The following is a 21,037-nucleotide window of genomic DNA, read 5'->3' as shown; positions in this document are numbered from 1 at the left end:
TTCAAAGGAAATATATCGGCCACCCCTTCGTCACCCGTTTCGTCCGCCCAGAACGAGAACCGCAGCCGTCGCGTCAAAAAAATGTCAGCCGTCCGGTATCCGGACGGCTTATCCAGTCGCGTCCATGTCAGTAGTGGCCGATAGAGTGCGCCCCGCACAGCAGACGGACAGCTTTGGGGTGGGGACATGACGATGCGGCACACCGGCGCCTGGGCGGCGCTGACGACAGCGGCGCTGGTCGCGGCCTCCGGCTGTGGCACGGAGGGCGCGAAGACGGCCGTCAAGGCGGTCGGCAAGGCCGACCAGGCGATGGCGGCGCTGGCCCGGGCCACGGACCGGACGGAGGCGCTGGGGTCGGCCGAGGTGCGGATGACGACCGACACCGGCACCAGCGGCCCGATCGCCATGAACGGCACGTACTCCTGGGGCGACGGATACGCCTTCGACGTGGAGATGGACACCAAGGCCGCGAACATGCAGGCCGTGAACCACTCCCCCACGACGCACGTGCTGTTCGTCGACGGCGTCTACTACTACGACGTCGACCGCTTCCCCTCCGGCCCGTACCAGGGCAAGGACTGGATCAGGGTCGACGGTTCGGCGATCTTCGGGGAGAAGGGCGCCCAGGCCCTGAGCGGTGACAACGGCAGCCCATCCGCCTCCATGAAGGGCCTGAAGTACGCCAAGGACGTCAAGGACCTCGGCACGCAGACCGTGAACGGGCGGCGCACCACGCACTACCGCGGTGTGATCGACAGCGCCCACATGGGCAAGTTCAAGGACGTCTACGGCGAGGGCAGCCCCATGGGCGCGGCGACCGGCACCAGGTCGATCGTGATGGACGTGTGGGTCGGCTCCGACGACCTGCCGGTGCGGCTGAAGGAGAAGTTCGGCGTCATGACCGTCAGCATGGACTTCGACAAGTTCGGCAAGGCGGCCTCCGTCAAGGCGCCGCCGGCCGCGCGGACCGCCGACCTCACCGAAGTGATCAAGAAGCAACAGCAGCAGCGGTGAACGCGCCGGTGCCCCGCCCTCTCGCGCGGAGGGCGGGGCACCGTGCCGTCCGGCTCAGTGGTTGCGCGGGAAGCCCAGGTCCACGCCCGCCGGGGCGTCTGCCGGGTCGGGCCAGCGCGTGGTGACGACCTTGCCGCGGGTGTAGAAGTGCGTGCCGTCGTTGCCGTAGATGTGGTGGTCGCCGAAGAGCGAGTCCTTCCAGCCGCCGAAGGAGTGGTAGCCCACCGGCACCGGGATCGGCACGTTCACGCCGACCATGCCGGCCTCGATCTCCAGCTGGAAGCGGCGGGCGGCGCCGCCGTCCCGGGTGAAGATCGCGGTGCCGTTGCCGAACGGCGAGGCGTTGATGAGCGCCACGCCCTCCTCGTAGGTGTCGGCGCGCAGCACGCACAGCACCGGGCCGAAGATCTCGTCCTGGTACGCCTTCGCGCTGGTCGGCACCTTGTCCAGCAGCGAGATGCCGATCCAGTGGCCGTCCTCGAAGCCCTCGACGGTGTAGCCGGTGCCGTCGAGCACCACCTCCGCGCCCTCGGCGGCGGCGCCCTCCACGTAGGAGGCCACCTTGTCCCGGTGCGCCTTGGTGATCAGCGGGCCCATCTCGGACGCCGGGTCGTTGCCCGGACCGATCTTGATCTTCTCGGCGCGCTCGCGGATCTTCTCCACCAGCGTGTCGCCGATGGCACCCACCGCCACGACGGCCGAGATGGCCATGCAGCGCTCGCCCGCGGAGCCGTAGGCCGCGCTCACCGCCGCGTCGGCCGCCGCGTCCAGGTCGGCGTCCGGCAGCACCAGCATGTGGTTCTTGGCGCCGCCGAGGGCCTGTACGCGCTTGCCGTTGGCGGAGGCGGTGGTGTGGATGTAGCGGGCGATCGGCGTCGACCCGACGAAGGAGACGGCCTTGACGTCCGGGTGCTCCAGCAGGCGGTCGACGGCCACCTTGTCGCCGTGCACGACGTTGAAGACACCGTCGGGCAGGCCCGCCTCCGCGAGCAGCTCCGCGAGGCGGATCGCGGCCGAGGGGTCCTTCTCGCTCGGCTTGAGCACGAAGGTGTTGCCGCAGGCGATGGCGATCGGGAACATCCACATCGGGACCATCGCCGGGAAGTTGAACGGCGTGATGCCGGCGACGACACCGAGCGGCTGACGGATGGAGGAGACGTCCACGCGGCTCGCGACCTGCGTGGACAGCTCGCCCTTCAGCTGGACGTTGATCCCGCAGGCCAGGTCCACGATCTCCAGGCCGCGGGCGACCTCGCCGAGCGCGTCCGAGTGCACCTTTCCGTGCTCGGCGGTGATCAGCTCGGCGATCTCGTCGCGGTGCGCGTCGAGCAGCGCCCGGAACTTGAACAGGATGGACGTGCGCTGCGCCAGCGAGGACTGGCCCCAGGTCAGATAGGCGTCCTTGGCCGCCGCGACGGCCGCGTCCACCTCCTCGACCGACGCGAACGCGACCTTCGTGGTGACCGCGCCGGTCGCCGGGTCGGTGACCGGCCCGTACGTGCCCGACGCGCCTTCGACGGTCTTGCCGCCGATCCAGTGGTTGACGATCTTCGTCATGCCCAGAGACTCCTTCTTACAGATGGCGGCGTCGGGTCGAGACGTGCCGTTCGTACAGCTCTCGTGCCTTGACCGCGGACGGTCGGGTCGCGGTCTCGGCCACAGGAACATCCCACCAGGCCTGCGCCGGAGGCGCGCCCGACACAGTGTCGGACGTTTCGGTCTCCACGTAGACACATGTGGGAGTGTCGGCGGCCCGCGCGTCGGCGAGCGCCGCGCGCAGGTCGCGTACGGTCTTGGCGCGCAGCACCCGCATGCCGAGGCTGGCCGCGTTGGCGGCGAGGTCGACGGGCAGCGGGGCGCCCGTGAAGGTGCCGTCCTCCGCGGTGTAGCGGTAGGCCGTGCCGAACCGTTCGCCGCCCACCGACTCCGAGAGCCCGCCGATCGAGGCGTACCCGTGGTTCTGCACCAGCAGGATCTTGATCGCGATGCCCTCCTGGACGGCGGTCACGATCTCCGTCGGCATCATCAGATACGTGCCGTCCCCGACCAGCGCCCACACGTTCCGCTCGGGCGCGGCGAGCTTCACGCCGAGGGCGGCGGGAATCTCGTAGCCCATGCAGGAGTAGCCGTACTCCAGGTGGTACTGGTCCGCCGACCGCGCCCGCCACAGCTTGTGCAGGTCGCCGGGGAGCGAGCCGGCCGCGTTGACGATGATGTCCGACTCGTCCACCAGCGCGTCCAGGGTGCCGATGACCTGCGGCTGGGTCGGCCGTGCGTCGATCTCGTCGGCCGCGAAGCAGGCGTCGACGCGCTGCTCCCAGCGCTCCTTGTCCTCGGTGTACTCGGTGACGTAGGAGCCGGTGACCCGGTGGCCGTGCATCTGCAGCCGCTCGGTCAGCTCCTCCAGACCGTTGCGGGCGTCGGCGACCAGCGGGAGTCCGGCCAGCTTGTGGCCGTCGAAGGGCGCGATGTTGAGGTTGAGGAAGCGGACGTCCGGGTTCTCGAAGAGGGTGCCGGAGGCGGTGGTGAAGTCGGTGTAGCGGGTGCCGACGCCGATCACCAGGTCCGCGGTGCGGGCCAGCTCGTCGGCGGTCGCGGTGCCGGTGTGGCCGATCCCGCCGACGTCCTGCGGGTGGTCGTACCGGAGCGAGCCCTTGCCGGCCTGCGTGGAGGCGACCGGGATGCGGGTCGCCGCGGCGAACTCCGCGAGGGCCTCCTCGGCGCGGCTGTGGTGGACCCCGCCGCCGGCGACGACGAGGGGCCTGCGCGCCTCGCGGATCGCCCGGACGGCCTCGGCCAGCTCGGCCGGGTCCGCGCCCGGCCGCCGTACGGTCCACACGCGCGTCGAGAAGAACTCCTCCGGCCAGTCGTACGCCTCCGCCTGGACGTCCTGCGGCAGGGCGAGCGTGACCGCGCCGGTCTCCACCGGGTCGGTGAGGACCCGCACGGCCTGGAGCGCGCCCGGGATCAGGGCCTCCGGGCGGGTGATGCGGTCGAAGTACCTGGATACCGGGCGCAGGGTGTCGTTGACCGACACATCGCCGGCGTACGGCAGCTCCAGCTGCTGCAGGACCGGGTCGGCGGGGCGGGCGGCGAAGACGTCGCCGGGCAGCAGCAGCACCGGGAGGTGGTTGATGGTCGCGAGGGCGGCGCCGGTGACGAGGTTGGTCGCGCCGGGGCCGATCGACGTCGTCACCGCGTGCGTGGACAGCCGGTTCGACTGGCGGGCGTAGCCGACCGCCGCGTGCACCATGGACTGCTCGTTGCGGCCCTGGTGGTACGGCATGACGTCGGCGTACTCGACCAGCGCCTGGCCGAGGCCCGCGACGTTGCCGTGCCCGAAGATGCCCCAGGTGGCGCCGATCAGCCGCTGCCGCTCGCCGTCGCGTTCGGTGTACTGGGCGGCGAGGAAACGGACCAGTGCCTGGGCGACGGTCAGCCGGATCGTCATCGGTAGCCCCCTGTGGTCTCGGTGTGGTCGGGGTGGAAGCAGATCCGCCACTCCCTGGTCTGGCCGGGGCCCGCCATGACGTTCAGGTAGTACATGTCATGGCCGGGCTGGGCGATGGACGGGCCGTGCCAGCCGTCGGGGACGAGGACGGCGTCGCCGGAGCGGACCTCGGCGAGGACGTCCGAGCCGCCCTCGCGCGAGGGGAACACGCGCTGGTACCCGAGACCGTTCGGCCCGTCGATCTCGAAGTAGTAGATCTCCTCCAGCTCGGACTCCTCGCCGGGCCGGTGCTCGTCGTGCTTGTGCGGCGGGTACGAGGACCAGTTGCCGCCGGGGGTGATCACCTCTACGGCGATCAGCTTGTCGCACGCGAAGGAGTCGGCGGAGGCGAAGTTGCGTACCCGGCGGGCACAGGTGCCGCTGCCGCGTTCTTCGACGGGGACCTCCGGCGCGGGGCCGTAGCGGGCGGGGAGTCGTCGCTCGCACTTCGCTCCTGCCAGGGCGAAGCGGCCTCCCGCGCCGGAGGCGATCAGAACCCGGGCGTCCCGGGGCGCGTACGCGAAGTCGGAGACCCCGCTGAACACGCTGTCCCGGCCCAGGAGTTGGAACTCGTCCTGCTCGGTTGACGCAGTTTCAATTTGTACGGTACATCCGCCTTCCAGTGGAAGCACGATCCACTCACTGTCGCCGGTGGTGAACGTATGGCTGCCACCGGGCGCCAACTCCACGACACGCAGGCTGCTGTGCGTCCAGCCGGCCGCCTTGGGGTCGATGTCGACGGCGTACAGGGCGTTCGCGGTGGCGCCCCTGGGCAGATGCAGATCGGTGCTGGTCATGCGGCCCTCACAGCAGTCCTACGGCGGTGTCCACGGCGGCGGCCACATCGCCGTCCGCCGGGTACAGCAGCGAGCGGCCGACCACCAGACCGCGCACGGTGGGGAGTTGGAGCGCGCCGCGCCACTTCTCGTAGGCGGCGACCTGGTCCTCGGGCGAGTCGCCGATGTCCCCGCCGAGCAGCACGGCGGGCAGCGTGGAGGTCTCCATGACCCGGGCCATGTCGTCGGGGTTCTCGGTGACCGGCACCTTCAGCCAGGTGTAGGCGGAGGAGCCGCCGAGGCCGGAGGCGATGGCGATGGACCGGGTGACCGCCTCGGCGGACAGGTCGTTCGCCACCCTCCCCTCGGGGGTGCGGCGGCTGATGAACGGCTCCACGAACACCGGCAGTCGGCGCGCGGCCATGGCGTCGATGGCGCGGGCGGTGGACTCCAGGGTGGTCAGGGAGCCCGGGTCGGCGTAGTCGACGCGCAGCAGCAGTTTGCCCGCGTCGAAACCGAGGCGCTCGATGTCCTCCGGGCGGTGGCCGGTGAACCGGTCGTCCAGTTCGAAGCTGGCGCCCTGCAGCCCGCCGCGGTTCATGGAGCCCATGACGACCTTGTGGTCCAGGGCGCCGAGCAGGAGCAGGTCGTCCAGGATGTCGGCGGTGGCGAGGACGCCGTCGACACCGGGCCGGGACAGCGCGAGGCAGAGGCGTTCGAGCAGGCCGGCGCGGTTGGCCATGGCGAGCTTGCGGTCGCCGACGCCGAGTGCGCCGCGGGCCGGGTGGTCGGCGGCGACGATCATCAGCCGGCCGCTCTCGTTCAGCAGGGGCCGTCGGGCCCGGCGGGCGGCGGCCTCGGCGATCGCCTCGGGGTGGCGGGTGCGGATACGGACGAGTTCGGCGACGTCGACGCGGGGCGCGCGGGTGCCTGCGGCGCCTCGGCGGGGGGCGGTCGCGGTGACGCCCGGGCGCGAGATGCCCTCGCGGGCAGCGGTGGCACCACCTTCTCGGGCCACGTCCGCCGCAGCGCCCTCACCGGCGGCGGCACCCTCCTGGGGCACAACCGCCGCGGCGTCAGGGCTCGAGGCAGCGGTGCCCTCACGGGCCCCGGCGACGTCACCTCCTCGGGGCGCGTCCGCCACGACATCCGGGAGCGAGACCGCAGCGCCCTCACCGGCGGCGGCACCCTCCTGGGGCACGTCCGCCGCGGCGTCAGGGCTGGAGGCAGCGGTGCCTTCACGGGCCCCGGTGACGCCACCTCCTCGGGGCGCGTCCGCCACGACATCCGAGCGCGAGACCGCAGCACCCTTGCCGGCGGCGGCACCCTCCTGGGGCACGTCCGTCGCAGCATCCGAGCCGGAGACCACAGCACCCTTGCCGGCGGCGGCACTCTCCGGGGGCACATCCGTCGCAGCATCCGAGCCGGAGACCACAGCACCCTCACCGGCAGCGGCACCCTCCGGGGGCACGTCCGTCGCAGCATCCGGGAGCGAGACCGCAGCGCCCTCGCCGGCGGCGCCGTCCTCCCGGGGCACGTCCGCCGCGGCTGCGGTGTTCTCGCGGGGTGTGCCCGCGCCGGAACCGCCCTCGTGTCGCGTGCCCGCGACCCGGCCGGCCCTCACAGCACCGCTCCGGCCTCGAGCGCGGCGGCGACCTCGTCCGGGGTCGGCATCGCGGAGGAGCACTCCAGGCGGGAGGCGACGATGGCGCCGGCCGCGTTGGCGTGCCGCATGATCGTCTCCAGGTCCCAGCCGGCCAGCAGACCGTGGCAGAGGGAGCCGCCGAAGGCGTCGCCGGCGCCGAGTCCGTTGAGGACGGTGACGGGCAGCGGCGGGACCTCGGCGGACTCGCCCTCCCGGTTGACGGCGAGGACCCCCTTGGGTCCCTGCTTGACGACGGCCAGTTCGACCCCGGCGTCCAGCAGGGCGCGGGCGGCGGCATGCGGTTCGCGTACGCCGGTGGCGACCTCGACCTCGTCCAGGTTGCCGACGGCGACGGTGGTGTGGCGCAGGGCCTCGGCGTAGAAGGGGCGGGCGGCACCGGGGTCCGACCAGAACATGGGGCGCCAGTCGAGGTCGAAGACGGTGGTGCCGGCCTTGGCGCGGTGGGCGAGGGCCGCCAGGGTCGCCGTACGGCTGGGCTCCTCGCTCAGGCCGGTCCCGGTGACCCAGAAGATCCGGGCCTCGCCGATGGCGTCGAGGTCCAGCTCGTGGGCGTCGATCTCCAGGTCGGGGGCCTTGGGCTGCCGGTAGAAGTAGAGCGGGAAGTCGTCCGGCGGGAAGACCTCGCAGAAGGTGACCGGGGTGGGCAGGCCGGGGACGGGGCTGACCCAGCGGTCGTCGACGCCGAAGCCGCGCAGTGCCTGGTGGAGGTAGGTGCCGAACGGGTCGTCGCCGGTGCGGGTGATCACGGCGGTGTCCCGGCCGAGCCGGGCGGCGGCGACCGCGACGTTCGTCGCCGACCCGCCGAGGAACTTGCCGAAAGACGACACCTGGGCGAGCGGGACACCGGTCTGCAGCGGGTAGAGGTCCACTCCGATCCGCCCCATGGTGATCAGGTCGTAGGCCATCGGCTTCCCTTCGTCACGGCTCTCCCCGGCTTTCTAGTCCCGCTCGCCTCGCCCTGTCAATGTTTTGTCCAGACATTCGGACCAGTTCCCTCCGGGGGTCTGGCGGGGTGCACCCGCCCGGCGCCCCGCATCGATGCACTCTGTAGTCGCTGCGTCACAAATACCCCCTTCCTGTCACACATGTCCCGTCTGCGCGGGCCTTGGGTCACACCCGGTCAACAGGCGTTCCCGGCTGGTCACTCTGCGTCGTTCAACGGGGCACAGGCTTGGTGATCGCCAGCGCAGCGCCCGGTCCCCCCGGCGGCCTTTCCCGGTCGCCGCCGTGGTGCGCGCGGGGAGGTGCAACGCATGACCGACCGAAGGCTCTGGTCGTACAAGGAGATCGCGGCGCACATCCGGGTGCAGCCGGACACCGTACGGTCCTATCGCAAGCACGGGCTGCTGCCCCCGCCCGACCACGTCGAGGGGGGCAAGCCCTACTGGTACGCCGACACGGTCCGCGCCTGGGTCGCCTCCCGCCCCCGCAACCGCGGCCGCGGAGACGACTGACCCCTGCCGCCGGAGCCGGCGGCCGGCCGGGGGGGCAGGCCGTCAGCTCCGGGGTTCGATGACCGTGACGCCCGCGCCCGGCGCCGTGTCCATCGCGGCGAGAGCCGCCGGGGCAGCGTCGAGCGTGATCGTCCGGGTCACCAGGAGGTCCGGGCGCAGGACGCCGGAGCGGACCAGGTGCAGCATGCCGGGGTAGGTGTGCGCGGCCATGCCGTGGCTGCCGAGGAGTTCCAGCTCCAGGGCGATCGCGCGGGCGAGCGGGACCGGCGTGGTGCCGTCGGCCGAGGGCAGCAGGCCGACCTGGACGTGCCGGCCGCGGCGGCGCAGGCCGTTCACCGAGGCCGCGCAGGTGGCGGGCGAGCCGAGGGCGTCGAGGGAGAGGTGGGCACCGCCGCCGGTCAGTTCGCGGACGGCGGCGGCCGGATCGGACACGCCGGACGCGTCCAGGCACGCGGCGGCGCCGAACTCCCGTGCCAGCTCCAGGGCCCCGGGCGAGACGTCGACCGCGACCACCCGGGCCCCCGAGGCCGCCGCGATCATCACCGCCGACAGGCCGACCCCGCCGCAGCCGTGCACCGCGACCCACTCCCCGGCCGCCACCCGGCCCTGCTGCACCACGGCACGGAACGCGGTCGCGAAGCGGCAGCCGAGCGCGGCGGCGGTGCTGTACGCCATGTCGTCCGGGAGCGCGACGAGATTGACGTCGGCGTGGTCGAGCGCGACGTACTCGGCGAAGGAGCCCCAGTGGTGGAAGCCGGGCTGGGTCTGCCGCTCGCACACCTGCTGGTCGCCCGCCATGCAGGACGGGCAGGTGCCGCAGGCGCACACGAACGGCACGGTGACCCGGTCGCCGGGCCGCCAGCCGGTCACCCGCGCACCCACCGCCTCCACCACCCCGGCGAGTTCGTGCCCCGGCACGTGCGGCAGCGTGATGTCCGGGTCGTGTCCCATCCAGCCGTGCCAGTCGCTGCGGCAGAGACCGGTGGCCTCGACACGGACGATCACGCCGTGGGGGGCCGGGTGGGGGTCGGGCACGTCCCGTACCTCGGCGAGGTCGCCGTATCGCTCGAAGACCACGGCTCGCATGCATGCTCCTTTCGGGAAACTGTGCGAAGGCTAGGGCCACGACGACGGTTCGCGGTCACCCCCGCTCAATGCCGCCGTGAGAACGACCAGTTCGTATGACTGCGGTCGTGCACCACGTTTCCGGCGGCGAACACCGTTGGCACAACGCCCGTTTGGCGTCAGGAGGACAGTTCGCTTCGCCGTTCGAGGCGTCACACATCCCGATGAAAAGCCGACGACACAGCGACCACCGCTCGCACACGGCTCCCCCTTGATCAAGCTGGTGTCTTCTGCGAAGGAGACGCCCCTGTGCGAATTTCTGACATTCAGCGCTGCGAGGTCCGGCCCGGACGGCTCGTGGAGTGGACGTTCAGCCCGGCGACCATCACAGCCGCGTCAGCACTGCCGGCGGACCCGCGGCCGCCGGCGTACATCCAGGAGTCACACGTCAGGACGGCACGGTCGGTACGCGCAGACGGACTGTTCGTACCGACGTGGCTGGGCACGGCGTTCGACCTTCCGGGCCGAGCCGACCTCGACGCACTGGAACAGGCGTTGCGCCGCTGGACGGTGCGTCACGAGACGCTGCGCAGCGGCTTCCGTTGGGCCGGCGACGAACTGCACCGGTTCACGCTCGCCGAGAAGGACGTGTCGCTGCACCGCGAGGTGATCGGCGACTTCGCGGACGCGAAGTCGCTGGTCCGGTACATGCAGGATCGGTTCGATGTGGCGGCGGACGCGCTCGGCTGGCCGAACCTCATCTACGCGGCCGTCGTCCGCGACGACTCCACCAGCGTGTACGCGGTCTTCGACCACACCAATGTCGACGCCTACTCCCTCCAGCGCATCCCGGAAGAGATCCACGAACTGTACACGGCGGGCGTCACGGGACGGCCCACCGTCGGTACGCCTGCGGGAAGTTACGTGGACTTCTGCGAACAGGAGCGGGTGGACGCGGACGGGATCGACGACACGCACGCGATCGTCGCGCGCTGGCGGGAGTTCATCGGCCGGTGCGACGGAAGGCTTCCCGCGTTCCCCGTCGACCTCGGTCTGCAACCCGGCAGCCCCCTGCCCGCCCAGAAGCTGATGTGCGAGCCGCTCCTCGACGCGGACGCGGCCGCCGCCTTCGAGGAGCGCTGCCGGCCCCATGGCGGCAGCCTGGTGGGCCTCCTGGCCGCGACCAGCATCATCGTCCACGAGCTCGGCGGGCACCCGTACTACCGCACGGTCGTCCCGTTCCACACCCGGCTGAAGCCCGCCTGGTCGGACTCCGTGGGCTGGTACGTCGGCGGCGCACCGATCGAGGTGCCCGCGACGCGGGACTTCGACGACGCGCTCACCGCCGTCCGCGCCGAGCTGCGGGCGAACCGCTCGCTTGCGCGCATCCCGCTGGCCCGCGTACTGCGCCTGCTCGGCGCGGACTTCCGCCCGACCTCGCCCGACCTGTACTCGATCGTCTCGTATGTGGATGCCCGCCTCACTGTCGGCTCGGCCCGCTGGAGCGAGAAGAAGGCGTACGGGCTGATCCGGGTGTCGTACGGCGACCAGGTGTGCGTCTGGGTCAACCGGCTGCACGAAGGACTGTGGCTCGCCTGCCGTTACCCGGACACCGACGTCGCCTATAAGAACGTACGGCGGTACGTCGAGGGACTGCGGGACCTGATCGCCTCCGCATCGGCACGCGATGACCTCCGGGTCGCGGAGCCGGTGCTTCCCTGACCCAACCGTCCCCCGGCTCACCCGTGTTGGAGCACGCGCCGCACTCGGCCCGCACGACCCCATGCGCCACGACGCCCGGCACCGGGCGAACTCCCGCCCCTGTCGCGGCATTTGGCGGGCGCTCGACTTCCCGGACCCTTGCCCCTCATGACACAGACGTCGAGCACGGAACCACTCGCTCGTTACTGCTAGTATCGGGCCGGTCACAATAGGCAACCAGCCTCAACGAACAAGCAAAGAACCGAGGGTTCCATGCGCAAGCTTCAGCAGGTCGTGATCGCAGCAGTGGCGGCCGGCGGCCTGACGGCCATCGGCGCCGGCACCGCCATCGCCGGCACCTCCGACGGAGGGCTGCAGGTCAACGACCTCTACCGCCCCTACCAGGAGTGCAGCCCGCAGACGGTGTCCGAGAACGACATCCCGGTCGCCGTGCTCGGTCTGGCCGACACCATGGACACCACCTGCGGCCAGTACAACAACGCTTTCACCGGCTGAGTTCGACGGCGTCATCGTGCGCGACGCTCGCGCGGAACCCTGCGAGGTCAACTCGGCAGGGCCCCGCTCCCCGGCCGGTCGCCCGAGCGTCGAAGACAGAGCCCGGCGCGGCCGGTGACCGGGGCGCACGATGCCCGGCCACCCGGGCACTCTCACAGAGGGAAAACGCATCACATGTTCAGCATGAAGAAGATCGTGGCCGCCTCGGGACTGCTCGGCGGCCTCGTCCTGACCTGCGCCGGCGTCACTCAGGCGTACGCCGGAGTGGACCCGGGGACCTGCACCCGCGACCTGCTGGGCAGCCTCACCTGCACACAGCGGATCACAGGCCACATCCCCGAAGACGGCGTCCTCCCCCACCAGGAGAACTGTCAGAGGGTGCAGCCGGTGACCGTGCCCGCCGCCCTGGGCAACGGCCGGGTGCGGGTCGGACCCGAGGTGACCTGCTCCCCTGAGACAAGGGGAGTGCCCGAGGAGACCAACGAGCGGCCGGAGTCGCCCGGTCTGTGGAGTTAGACGCGCGGGCCGGAGCTTTCCGGCCTGTGCCGCGCGATGCCGGTACGGCATAAGAGGGACCGACGCGACATGTGGAGTGTAGATCCTCAATTGCTACTCGCCGTAAGTATAAGCTCACTACGAGTAGTCAAGCCGGGCATCGTGCCTGGGTCAGAAAGGGTCAAACATGCGTAAGTTTCAGCGTGCTGCAGTCGTAGCGGCGGCGGTCATGGGGCTGTCCACCCTCGGTGCCGGGGTCGGCTTCGCCTACGGCGGCGACGACTCGGCTCCGGAGGTCACCGCCGTGGCCAACTCGTCGGCGAACGCCGTGGCCGTCGGTGGCGGTTACTACGTGCAGCCGCAGGACAAGCACGAGGCCAAGCCGGAGGAGCAGGGTTACCCGGGACCCGAGCAGGGTTACGGCGAGCACGAGGGTGAGCACGAGGGTGAGCACGAGGGCGAGGGCGAGTAAAGACGTAACGGGGCCCATCCCCTCGGCGCCACGGCAACGGGCGCATCGACCTTCTTCGGAAGCCTGATGCACATCGCACGAACTCGACGTCCCGGTCCCACACCGGCTCGACCCGTTCGACGGTGTGCCGAGTGACCCCATGGCGAAGTCAGCCCGGACGCGCGGCTCCAACGGCCCGCGTCCGGGCTGCCGTCGTCCCGCCTGGCGCTCGCCTCGCCGCGCGCTCAGGCGCAGATGATCTGTTCCGACCTTCTCGGGCCCGGGCGCACGCCGGTTGATGGCACAGGCGCCTGGGCCTCCGTCGTAAAGGAGAGCAACACATGTCCACACTGCAGAAGATCGCCACTGTATCGGGGCTCGTCGGCGGTTTCGCCCTGATCTGCGTCGGGGCCGGACACGCGTACGCGGACACGAACCCGGGTGACTGCAAGACGACGGCACAAGGGGGCACCGTGTGCGTCCGCAAGAGCGAGACCCGGATCGACAAGGACGGCACACACACCCTCAAGCAGGAGCAGGACTGCTCGTTGGCCGACCGGCCGCGCGTGGTGTTCCCGGAGGACCAACTGGCGGGCAGTGGGTCCGCCAGCGTCGGAGAGGTGGTGGACTGCTCCAACAGGGCGGAGCTGCCCAAGGGCTTCAAGAAGCCGCACATCGAGTTCTGAAGTTCGCCGGCGAATGCCGGACCGGGATCCTTCCCGGTCCGGCATTTCGTTTTCGCGGAAGTATGCCTGCCGGCCGCACACAAATGCCCGGTACCCCGGCCGATGGCCGGGGTACCGGGAAAGGATTTCGGCTCTACTTCGGCTCTACTAACCGCCGAAGCTGTTGTTGCAGCCCATGGTCGAGCCGATGTCGGTGGCCTGGGCCCCCGGGTTGCCTTCGCCGTTCAGCAGGTTGCCGCCCAGGCCGTTGAGGATACCGACCTCGCCCAGGACGTCGGCGTTCAGGTCGTGCGACGTACAGGTGCTCTTCTGCTTGACGTCGAATGCGTCGCCGCCCTTGCCCCCCTGGCCGGCGTGGGCAGCGCCGGCACCCAGGAGCCCGACGCTGCTGAACGCGGCGACGAGGACGGCAGCCATGCGGAGCTTGTGCATGTCATCTCCGATGAAGTGAGGGTGTATGCGATCGGTGAGGATCGATGTTCGTGCGTTCGTGGCCCCGGAGGGCCTACCGGTGCATGCAGATTGGTCCCGGCACCCTGCCCGAAGCCCGGATGCCGGGACCATTGATCATCCGGCGCCGGTCGCGCCGCGCAAGACCCTTAGAGGGCGCTGTTGTTGCAGCCCATCGTCGAGCCGATGTCGGTGGCCTGGGCGCCCGGGTTGCCCTCGCCGTTGAGCGCGTTGCCCAGCAGGCCGTTGAGGATGCCGACCTCACCGAGGACGTCGAGGTTCAGGTCGTGCGACTTGCAGTGCGAGCTCTGCGTGATGCTGAACTTGTCGCCGTGGTCACCGCCCTTGCCGTCGCCCTGGCCCGCGTGGGCCGTGCCGCTCACGAGTCCGATGGTGCCGAGCGCGGCGACCAGGACGGCAACGTTGCGAAGCTTGCGCATGTCATCTCCGATGATCTCAGTGAGTGCGATCTGTGAGTGATCGACTCGTCTCAGTTACGGAAGACTAATACGAAGTATCCCAAAACGGACAACGGCGCGCCGATTTCATGAGCACTCACCAGCAATGACCCGAAAAGCCGTATCCGGTGCGCTCGGTGGCTACTGGAGCATGCCGGTGGCGCTGGCGAGGGAGTTCGCCTGACTGTTGGCCTGGGTGCACTCGACGCCGTGTGTCTCGGACGCCGCGAGCAGAGCGACCGGGATGTTCGCGTCGAGCAACGTCTGCGGGCTGCACTCCTGGTACGGACGGAACAGGTTGTTCTGGTGTACCGGGGCGCCCTGTTGCGACTGCGGGGCCTGCGGGGTGACTTGCGGGCTGATCTGCGGGTTCAGCTGCGGGTTGATCTGCGGGGCGATTTCGGTGCCCCGTTGCGGGGCCGCCTGCCGCGGGGCCGGTGAGCCGTACGTCTGAGCGGTCGCCTGGGATGAGGTGGCCGCGGCGGCCTGGGCGTCCGGCTGGGAAACGGGAGGCGGAGCAGCCCCGTTGTGGGCGGCGGGGGTGACGGCGGAGCTGGGGCCGGCGCCGACGGCTGTCAGACCACCGGCTGCTGCAACGACGAGCGCGACTTGCTGAAGCTTGCGCATGGAATCCTCGGCCCTTCATTGACCTGTACACGGAACCTGTTGAAATGCTGATGCGGCAGCCCGGTTGTCGCTTTTCTTGCTGCCCTCAGCGGCGGCGATGGAGCATCGCGCCTGGCTTCTGAGGAACGATGCGGGAACGGACTCAGATACGGGCGCCTGATGGGGGTCACCCATTTGACCCAAAGGCGCGTGGGACGCAAAGCCGGCCCTCACACGGCAAACGGGTGACGGCTCCCCGGGACCGTGACCACAGCGAGGAGTCGTCGTTCCAACGGGGAGAGGGGCAGCGGCCGTCAACCCGTAGAGGAATGAGGGAATTCGCTGTCGGCTCCGACGCGAAGTCCGCGGGCTACTCAGCACTACCCCTGCTGACCGTGCAGTGCGATGACCGCACCCGCCGCACGCGTGACCGCGCTGAATGCAATGTTTCAGGTATCGAAGGGCCGAGGGTTTCATGCGCAAGCTTCACAGGGCCGCGCTCGTTGTAGCAGCGGCCAGCGGTCTGTCCGCCATCGGCGTCGGCGTCAGCCATGCCGACACGCTCGTCGCACCCGGCAGTCCAACTCCGGCGCCGGCTCCCGAGTATCCGGCTCCCCAGCAGGCACCCGCGTACCAGGCCGCACCGGCCCCCGTGTACCAGGCCGCACCGGCACCTGCGTACCAGGCCGCACCGGCCCCCGCGTACCAAGCCGCACCGGCCCCCGCGTACCAAGCCGCACCGGCCCCCGCGTACCAGGCCCCACCGGCACCCGTGTACCAAGCCGCACCGGCACCTGCGTACCAGGCACCCGCCTACCAGGCCGCACCCCCGGCACCCGCGTACCAGCCGGCCCAGCCACCCCCGCAGCAGCAGACCGGTTACGCCGCGGCCTCGGCCACATCGCTGGGAACGGCACAGGCCTCCACCACGCCGTACCCGCAGCAAGCTGCTCCGGCGCAGCCGGTCCAAGCCGCTCCCCCGCAGCCGGCGCAGCAGCCGCAGGTTGTGCCGCAGGTCATGCCGCAGGTCATGCCGCAGGTCGCCCCCCAGGTGGCGGTGCCCCAGGCATTCGGCCCGGAGCCCCCGATGTTTGTCGCCCCGCAGGTGAACCCTCAGGTCAACCCGCAGGTCAACCCGCTCCTCAACCCGCAGGTCACGCCGGGGAGCGTGCCGGAACTGGCACCGGTCGGCCTTGGGCAGATCGCGGCGCCACCCGTCGGCCAGCTGGGACTTCCCCGGCTCGGCTGACGGCCTCACCGAAATCATCCGAAACCGCGACGCGATCTCGTGCAGATCGCGTCCCCTCAACCAACGGAGTAGCAGTGGGCAAGTTTCACAAGGTGGTCCTCGTGGGCGCCATCCTCGGCAGTGTCGGCTCCTTCGGCGGCAACACCGCCTTCGCACACGGTGAGCCGGGCCACGACCTCGACATCACGCAGGGCGTCGAGTGCCGCTCGCACGACATGAACATCGAGGTGATCGGCAGCATCGGTGCGCTCACCGGCCTGGCGGGCAACCTGCTGAACGGTGAAGGCAACCCCGGCGCGCAGCAGAACCACCTCGGTTCGGACATGGGCTGCAACAACCAGGCGCTCTGACGGCCTCGCCACCCTCGGTTCGGGCACGCACAGATCACTCCGAGACCACGTCAATGCCATCGCGTGTGGCGTGGCCTCCCGGTCTCTGCGTGCCCTTTCCCACGACACGATGTCGTCGGCCGGACCGGTGTACGGCCGGCACCCGGATCGGTTGGGACGTGTCGCGGGCCCCGGGAGTTCTGCACATGACTCCCGGGGCCCGGACCGAAGGGAACGCACCCCTTCAACGACACTGCGCACCTGGAGTCACGCGCCCGTTCCTCCTCCTCTCAAGCGGTCACGCCGCCATCGGGGCGTTGAGCCTCGGGCGAGGACAAGCCGCCCGTCGGCCTGGTTGTCCCGCACCTACACGGCGCACCTCGTCGGCCGGTGAGGCCGTCGCAGCGCCGTGACGGAAAGAAGCGCTGCCACAGCCGTCCCGTCCCCTGGGTGCCAGTGGGACAGCGGAGGCTCCTCGAGGGCCACGTGGGCGCACGCGGCCCTCGGGTTCCCGGACCGGGACGGCGCCCGACGGTGAGGCGGGCATTCGCCCCGGGGACGGCACGCCGCCGGTTCAGCACTGCGGGTCCAGGAGGGGGCACGGTGGGCCCGCAGCACTGGTCCGAACCGGGGCACGCCCCAGGGACGGGGCCCTCAGCGGACGTGGCCCCCACTGAAGCGGCGGTACAGGATCCCACCCGTGAGGATGAGAGCGGCACTGCCCGCAAGGGCCGGGGCCGTGAGGTCCGCTCCGGTGTGGGCGAGCGAGGACGCCACGGGGCGCGGGGCGAGGTGGGACCGGGCGGAAGCCGGAGGCTTGGGGGCCCGGGGCCTCGGGACCGCGGAGTGCGGGCGCTGGATCGGGTGGCCGCCGGATTCGTTGACGGAGTGGTTGCCGAAGACCGGGTTGCCCACACCGACCACGTTGACACTGTTCCCGGAGACGTTCACCGGCAGGTCGACCGGGAGTTGGAGATTGTTGCCCGACAGCAGCCCGGGCGAGTCCGCGGTGCCGCCGTGAGCCGACGCCACACCGGACGTGACCGATCCGCCGCTGTGGTCCGCGCTGTCGGCTTTCGCCGCGCCGCCGGCCCCGGCACCGTCGACCTTCACCGTGCCGTTCTTCCCGGCACCGACGGTCTTCGCCGCGCCGCCGTTCACACAGGTGTTGCCCATGGCCGGATTGAGCAGCCCCACTACGTCGACGGTGTTGCCGCAGATGTTCACCGGCACGTGCACCGGGACCTGGACGGTATTTCCGGAGAGCACCCCGGGCGAGCCGGCCGCCGTACCGTCGGCAACGGCCCCGTCGGCCGCGAAGGCGGCGGACACCGGGAACGCCACGGCCATCGCGCCGGACGCGGCGGCGACGGCGAACACACCGTTTCGGGTAGTCCGTCTCATAGGTTTCCTGCCTTCCTGACATCATCGCGGGCACTCACCCGCACCCACATAAAACGGACGTGCCCCATCCGGAGTTATGGCGTACCGCCCTCCAGTTGCTCCGGGCGGGAACCTGCCCTCGCGGCGCGCAGAGGGTTTCGCACTGGCGCCATACCCCCAGGGGGTATAAAATGCGGAAGCGTGGGATCTCCCCAGGGACCCCACTGGCCCCGAACGCCTCGACGAGGAGTAACGACATGACCGCCCACACCGACACCCCGGGCTCCGTCACCACCGTCTACAAGGTGACCGGCATGAGCTGTGGCCACTGCGAGGGCGCCGTCTCCGGCGAGATCTCCCAGCTCCCGGGCGTCAGCTCGGTCAAGGCCGTCGCGTCGACCGGCGAGGTGACCGTCGTCTCCACGGCCCCGCTGGACGAGGAGGCCGTGCGCGCCGCCGTCGACGAGGCCGGCTTCGAGCTGGCCGGCCAGGCCTGAGGAAGACCCTCCGTTTCCCTGACCGGGCCGTACCGACCAGCTCATACTGGCTCCGTACGGCCCGGTCCGATGTCTGGAGTCCGGACATGACCAGCACCACCGCAGAGACAGCCGCCGCCACGGACGCGACCGCCGAGGTCGAGCTGCTCATCGGCGGCATGACCTGCGCCTCCTGCGCCGCCCGCGTCGAGAAGAAGCTCAACCGGATGGACGGCGTCAGCGCCACCGTCAACTACGCCACCGAGAAGGCCAGGGTCACCTACGCCCCGAGCATCCAGGTCGCCGACCTGATCGCCACCGTGGAGAGGACCGGCTACACCGCCGAGGAGCCCCCGCCGCCGGAGCCCGCGCCCGAGACCGCGCCGGACACTCCCGAACGCGACACCGAACGCGACACCGAACTCGGCGCCCTCCGGCACCGCCTGCTCGTCTCCGCGCTCCTCGCCGCGCCCGTGGTGCTGCTCGCGATGATCCCGGCGCTCCAGTTCGACAGCTGGCAGTGGCTCTCCCTCACCCTCGCCGCGCCGGTCGTCGTCTGGGGCGGATGGCCCTTCCACCGGGCCGCCTGGACCAACCTGCGGCACGGCGCCGCCACCATGGACACCCTCGTCTCGGTCGGCACACTCGCCGCATTCGGCTGGTCGCTGTGGGCGCTGTTCCTCGGCGACGCGGGCATGCCGGGCATGCACGACGAGTTCCGCCTCACCGTCTCCCGCATGGACGGTGCCTCCACCATCTACCTGGAGGTGGCCGCCGGCGTCGTCGCGCTGATCCTGCTCGGCCGCTACCTGGAGGCCCGCTCCAAGCGCCGCGCGGGTGCCGCCCTGAGGGCCCTGATGGAGCTGGGCGCCAAGGACGTGGCGGTGCTGCGGGCCGGCCGCGAGGTGCGGGTCCCGGTGACGTCCCTGGCCGTCGGCGACCGGTTCGTCGTACGGCCCGGCGAGAAGATCGCCACCGACGGCACCGTCGTGGAGGGCCTCTCCGCGGTGGACGCGTCCATGCTGACCGGCGAGTCGGTGCCGGTGGACGTCGGCCCCGGCGACCGGGTCACCGGCGCCACGGTCAACGCGGGCGGCCGGCTGGTCGTCGAGGCCGCCCGGGTCGGCGCGGACACCCAGCTCGCCCGGATGGCGAGGCTGGTGGAGGACGCACAGAACGGCAAGGCCGAGGTGCAGCGGCTCGCCGACCGGATCTCCGCCGTCTTCGTGCCCGTCGTCATCCTCATCGCGCTCGGCACCTTCGGCGTCTGGCTGGGGGTCACCGGCGACACGGCCGCCGCGTTCACGGCCGCCGTCGCCGTGCTGATCATCGCCTGCCCGTGCGCGCTGGGCCTCGCCACGCCGACCGCGCTGATGGTCGGCACCGGGCGCGGCGCCCAGCTCGGCATCCTACTCAAGGGCCCCGAGGTGCTGGAGTCCACGCGCCGCGTGGACACGGTCGTCCTCGACAAGACCGGCACGGTCACCACCGGCCGGATGAGCCTGCAGGCGGTGTACGTCGCCGAGGGCGAGGACGAGAAGGAGCTGCTGCGGCTCGCGGGCGCCCTGGAGCACGCCTCCGAGCACCCCGTGGCCCGCGCGATCGCCGCCGGCGCCGAGGAACGCGCCGGGGCGCTGCCGGCCGTCGAGCACTTCCAGAACGTGCCCGGGCGGGGCGTACGCGGGCGCGTGGACGGCCGTGAGGTGGCCGTGGGCCGCCTGTACGAGGAGTTGCCGCAGGAGGTGGCGCGCGCGGCCCACGAGGCCGAGCAGGAGGGCCGTACGGCCGTCGTGGCCGGCTGGGACGGGCGGGCCCGCGGGGTCCTCGCCGTCGCCGACGCGGTCAAGGAGACCAGCGCCGAGGCGGTCCGCGAGCTGCGTGCGCTGGGGCTCACCCCGGTGCTGCTCACCGGGGACAACCGGACCGTCGCCGAGGCGGTCGCCCGGCAGGTCGGCATCGACGCGGCGCACGTGTTCGCCGAGGTGCTGCCCGAGGACAAGGTGGACGTCGTACGACGGCTGCAGCGCGAGGGGCGGTCGGTGGCGATGGTCGGCGACGGCGTGAACGACGCCGCCGCGCTCGCCACCGCGGACCTGGGCCTGGCCATGGGCACGGGCACGGACGCGGCGATCGAGGCCGGTGACCTGACGCTCGTGCGGGGGGACCTGCGGGTGGCCGCGGACGCGATCCGGCTGTCCCGTCGGACGCTGGCCACCATCAAGGGCAACCTGGTGTGGGCCTTCGGCTACAACGTCGCGGCGCTGCCGCTGGCCGCCGCGGGGCTGCTCAACCCAATGATCGCGGGGGCGGCCATGGCCTTCTCCTCGGTGTTCGTGGTCACCAACAGTCTGCGGCTGCGGGCCTTCCGGTGAAGCGCGCGCCTCACATAAGCTCTTCACAAGGCTCGCGCATCATCCTTACGCTTGAGTCCCGATCGGCGTATCGGGGCTCTTGCGCACCTAAGGGACATATGCAAGAGACGCAGATCACAGTGATGCGAACGTAACCATCGAAGGGGTTCGAAGGTCTAAGTTGGCGATGTCAGACCAGCGTCTTGGGGGGCGCTGACTGGCATCTGGGGATGTCTTGGGGGACTTCCTCAGAGATGCGTTGCCGGGGCACGTACACCGGGAAGCTTTGAGCGGCCCTCCCAGCGTGCGTTGTCCCGGCAGATCGCACCGCATCACTGGAGTGCGGCGAGTTTTGCTCGTTGTGCTCAACCGACAGCGATTCAGGCGCTGTCCTCTCCGAGCGCCCGGCCGGATCCCGTGG

The 21,037-nt window shown here is 70.9% G+C and carries 21 protein-coding genes; 11 read left to right on the top strand and 10 right to left on the bottom strand.

Annotated elements, in window-relative coordinates; translation table 11 throughout:
* The first annotated feature begins 186 nt into the window (after window positions 1–186).
* Entirely contained in the window at window positions 187–1,014 is an 828-nt protein-coding gene (locus ACIP4Y_RS01415; RefSeq protein ID WP_401386270.1) for a hypothetical protein, read from the top strand.
* Between the two features lie 54 nt (window positions 1,015–1,068).
* Here ACIP4Y_RS01415 and mmsA read toward each other — a convergent pair whose 3' ends face one another.
* The 5 genes from mmsA to iolC all read right to left on the bottom strand — a co-directional run bounded on the left by mmsA (window position 1,069) and on the right by iolC (window position 7,851).
* Window positions 1,069–2,571: a CoA-acylating methylmalonate-semialdehyde dehydrogenase gene (gene mmsA, locus ACIP4Y_RS01410; RefSeq protein ID WP_401386267.1), complete on the bottom strand. Its 1,503-nt coding sequence runs from the start codon at window positions 2,569–2,571 to the stop codon at window positions 1,069–1,071.
* A 16-nt stretch (window positions 2,572–2,587) separates the two neighbouring features.
* Window positions 2,588–4,465 (bottom strand): 3D-(3,5/4)-trihydroxycyclohexane-1,2-dione acylhydrolase (decyclizing), encoded by a 1,878-nt coding sequence (gene iolD / locus ACIP4Y_RS01405; RefSeq protein ID WP_401386264.1) that lies wholly within the window; start codon window positions 4,463–4,465, stop codon window positions 2,588–2,590.
* On the bottom strand, window positions 4,462–5,301 hold the full coding sequence (gene iolB / locus ACIP4Y_RS01400; RefSeq protein WP_401386261.1) for a 5-deoxy-glucuronate isomerase: 840 nt from the start codon (window positions 5,299–5,301) through the stop codon (window positions 4,462–4,464). The genes iolD and iolB overlap by 4 nt, the downstream gene beginning before the upstream one ends.
* Before the next feature lie 7 nt (window positions 5,302–5,308).
* Window positions 5,309–6,169, bottom strand: a complete 861-nt coding sequence (locus tag ACIP4Y_RS01395) for a deoxyribose-phosphate aldolase (RefSeq protein ID WP_401388604.1) — start codon at window positions 6,167–6,169, stop codon at window positions 5,309–5,311.
* 731 nt (window positions 6,170–6,900) lie between these two features.
* Window positions 6,901–7,851, bottom strand: coding sequence for a 5-dehydro-2-deoxygluconokinase (gene iolC, locus ACIP4Y_RS01390; protein ID WP_401386258.1), 951 nt, complete (start codon window positions 7,849–7,851; stop codon window positions 6,901–6,903).
* A 348-nt stretch (window positions 7,852–8,199) separates the two neighbouring features.
* Between iolC and ACIP4Y_RS01385 the strand changes: the two genes are divergently transcribed.
* Window positions 8,200–8,400, top strand: a complete 201-nt coding sequence (locus ACIP4Y_RS01385) for an AlpA family transcriptional regulator (RefSeq protein WP_208032352.1) — start codon at window positions 8,200–8,202, stop codon at window positions 8,398–8,400.
* 42 nt (window positions 8,401–8,442) lie between these two features.
* On the opposite strand, the gene ACIP4Y_RS01380 is transcribed toward ACIP4Y_RS01385, so the two are convergent.
* Entirely contained in the window at window positions 8,443–9,486 is a 1,044-nt protein-coding gene (locus tag ACIP4Y_RS01380) for a zinc-dependent alcohol dehydrogenase family protein (protein WP_401386254.1), read from the bottom strand.
* Between the two features lie 288 nt (window positions 9,487–9,774).
* Here ACIP4Y_RS01380 and ACIP4Y_RS01375 point away from each other — a divergent pair, with 288 nt between their 5' ends.
* The 5 genes from ACIP4Y_RS01375 (at window position 9,775) to ACIP4Y_RS01355 (ending at window position 13,314) form a co-directional block, all read left to right on the top strand.
* Window positions 9,775–11,187 (top strand): condensation domain-containing protein, encoded by a 1,413-nt coding sequence (locus ACIP4Y_RS01375; protein ID WP_401386251.1) that lies wholly within the window; start codon window positions 9,775–9,777, stop codon window positions 11,185–11,187.
* Between the two features lie 252 nt (window positions 11,188–11,439).
* Window positions 11,440–11,682 (top strand): hypothetical protein, encoded by a 243-nt coding sequence (locus ACIP4Y_RS01370; protein WP_358638444.1) that lies wholly within the window; start codon window positions 11,440–11,442, stop codon window positions 11,680–11,682.
* Window positions 11,683–11,856: 174 nt separating this feature from the next.
* Window positions 11,857–12,198 carry a hypothetical protein gene (locus tag ACIP4Y_RS01365; RefSeq protein WP_401386246.1) on the top strand — a complete coding sequence of 114 codons (342 nt, stop codon included), beginning with the start codon at window positions 11,857–11,859 and terminating at the stop codon, window positions 12,196–12,198.
* Window positions 12,199–12,364: 166 nt separating this feature from the next.
* Window positions 12,365–12,649: a hypothetical protein gene (locus ACIP4Y_RS01360; RefSeq protein WP_401386243.1), complete on the top strand. Its 285-nt coding sequence runs from the start codon at window positions 12,365–12,367 to the stop codon at window positions 12,647–12,649.
* Between the two features lie 320 nt (window positions 12,650–12,969).
* Window positions 12,970–13,314, top strand: coding sequence for a hypothetical protein (locus ACIP4Y_RS01355; RefSeq protein ID WP_401386240.1), 345 nt, complete (start codon window positions 12,970–12,972; stop codon window positions 13,312–13,314).
* Window positions 13,315–13,461: 147 nt separating this feature from the next.
* Here ACIP4Y_RS01355 and ACIP4Y_RS01350 read toward each other — a convergent pair whose 3' ends face one another.
* The 3 genes from ACIP4Y_RS01350 to ACIP4Y_RS01340 form a co-directional block, all read right to left on the bottom strand.
* Complete coding sequence (locus ACIP4Y_RS01350; protein ID WP_401386237.1) at window positions 13,462–13,746, bottom strand: hypothetical protein; 285 nt, start codon at window positions 13,744–13,746, stop codon at window positions 13,462–13,464.
* 167 nt (window positions 13,747–13,913) lie between these two features.
* Complete coding sequence (locus ACIP4Y_RS01345) at window positions 13,914–14,204, bottom strand: hypothetical protein (RefSeq protein WP_358638436.1); 291 nt, start codon at window positions 14,202–14,204, stop codon at window positions 13,914–13,916.
* A 159-nt stretch (window positions 14,205–14,363) separates the two neighbouring features.
* Window positions 14,364–14,849 carry a hypothetical protein gene (locus tag ACIP4Y_RS01340; RefSeq protein WP_401386234.1) on the bottom strand — a complete coding sequence of 162 codons (486 nt, stop codon included), beginning with the start codon at window positions 14,847–14,849 and terminating at the stop codon, window positions 14,364–14,366.
* Between the two features lie 454 nt (window positions 14,850–15,303).
* On the opposite strand from ACIP4Y_RS01340, the gene ACIP4Y_RS01335 reads away from it, so the two are divergent.
* Window positions 15,304–16,077 (top strand): hypothetical protein, encoded by a 774-nt coding sequence (locus ACIP4Y_RS01335; RefSeq protein WP_401386231.1) that lies wholly within the window; start codon window positions 15,304–15,306, stop codon window positions 16,075–16,077.
* A 74-nt stretch (window positions 16,078–16,151) separates the two neighbouring features.
* Entirely contained in the window at window positions 16,152–16,427 is a 276-nt protein-coding gene (locus ACIP4Y_RS01330) for a hypothetical protein (protein ID WP_358638430.1), read from the top strand.
* A gap of 633 nt (window positions 16,428–17,060) precedes the next feature.
* Here the strand turns inward: ACIP4Y_RS01330 and ACIP4Y_RS01325 are convergent.
* On the bottom strand, window positions 17,061–17,810 hold the full coding sequence (locus ACIP4Y_RS01325) for a chaplin (protein WP_401386227.1): 750 nt from the start codon (window positions 17,808–17,810) through the stop codon (window positions 17,061–17,063).
* A gap of 236 nt (window positions 17,811–18,046) precedes the next feature.
* Here ACIP4Y_RS01325 and ACIP4Y_RS01320 point away from each other — a divergent pair, with 236 nt between their 5' ends.
* Entirely contained in the window at window positions 18,047–18,286 is a 240-nt protein-coding gene (locus ACIP4Y_RS01320; protein ID WP_358638426.1) for a heavy-metal-associated domain-containing protein, read from the top strand.
* Window positions 18,287–18,372: 86 nt separating this feature from the next.
* Window positions 18,373–20,637, top strand: coding sequence for a heavy metal translocating P-type ATPase (locus ACIP4Y_RS01315; RefSeq protein WP_401386223.1), 2,265 nt, complete (start codon window positions 18,373–18,375; stop codon window positions 20,635–20,637).
* The last annotated feature ends 400 nt before the right edge of the window (window positions 20,638–21,037 follow it).

The sequence above is a fragment of the Streptomyces sp. NPDC088810 genome (assembly GCF_044750305.1).
Taxonomy (GTDB): Bacteria; Actinomycetota; Actinomycetes; order Streptomycetales; family Streptomycetaceae; genus Streptomyces.
This window is presented reverse-complemented; position numbering and strand designations above follow the sequence as displayed.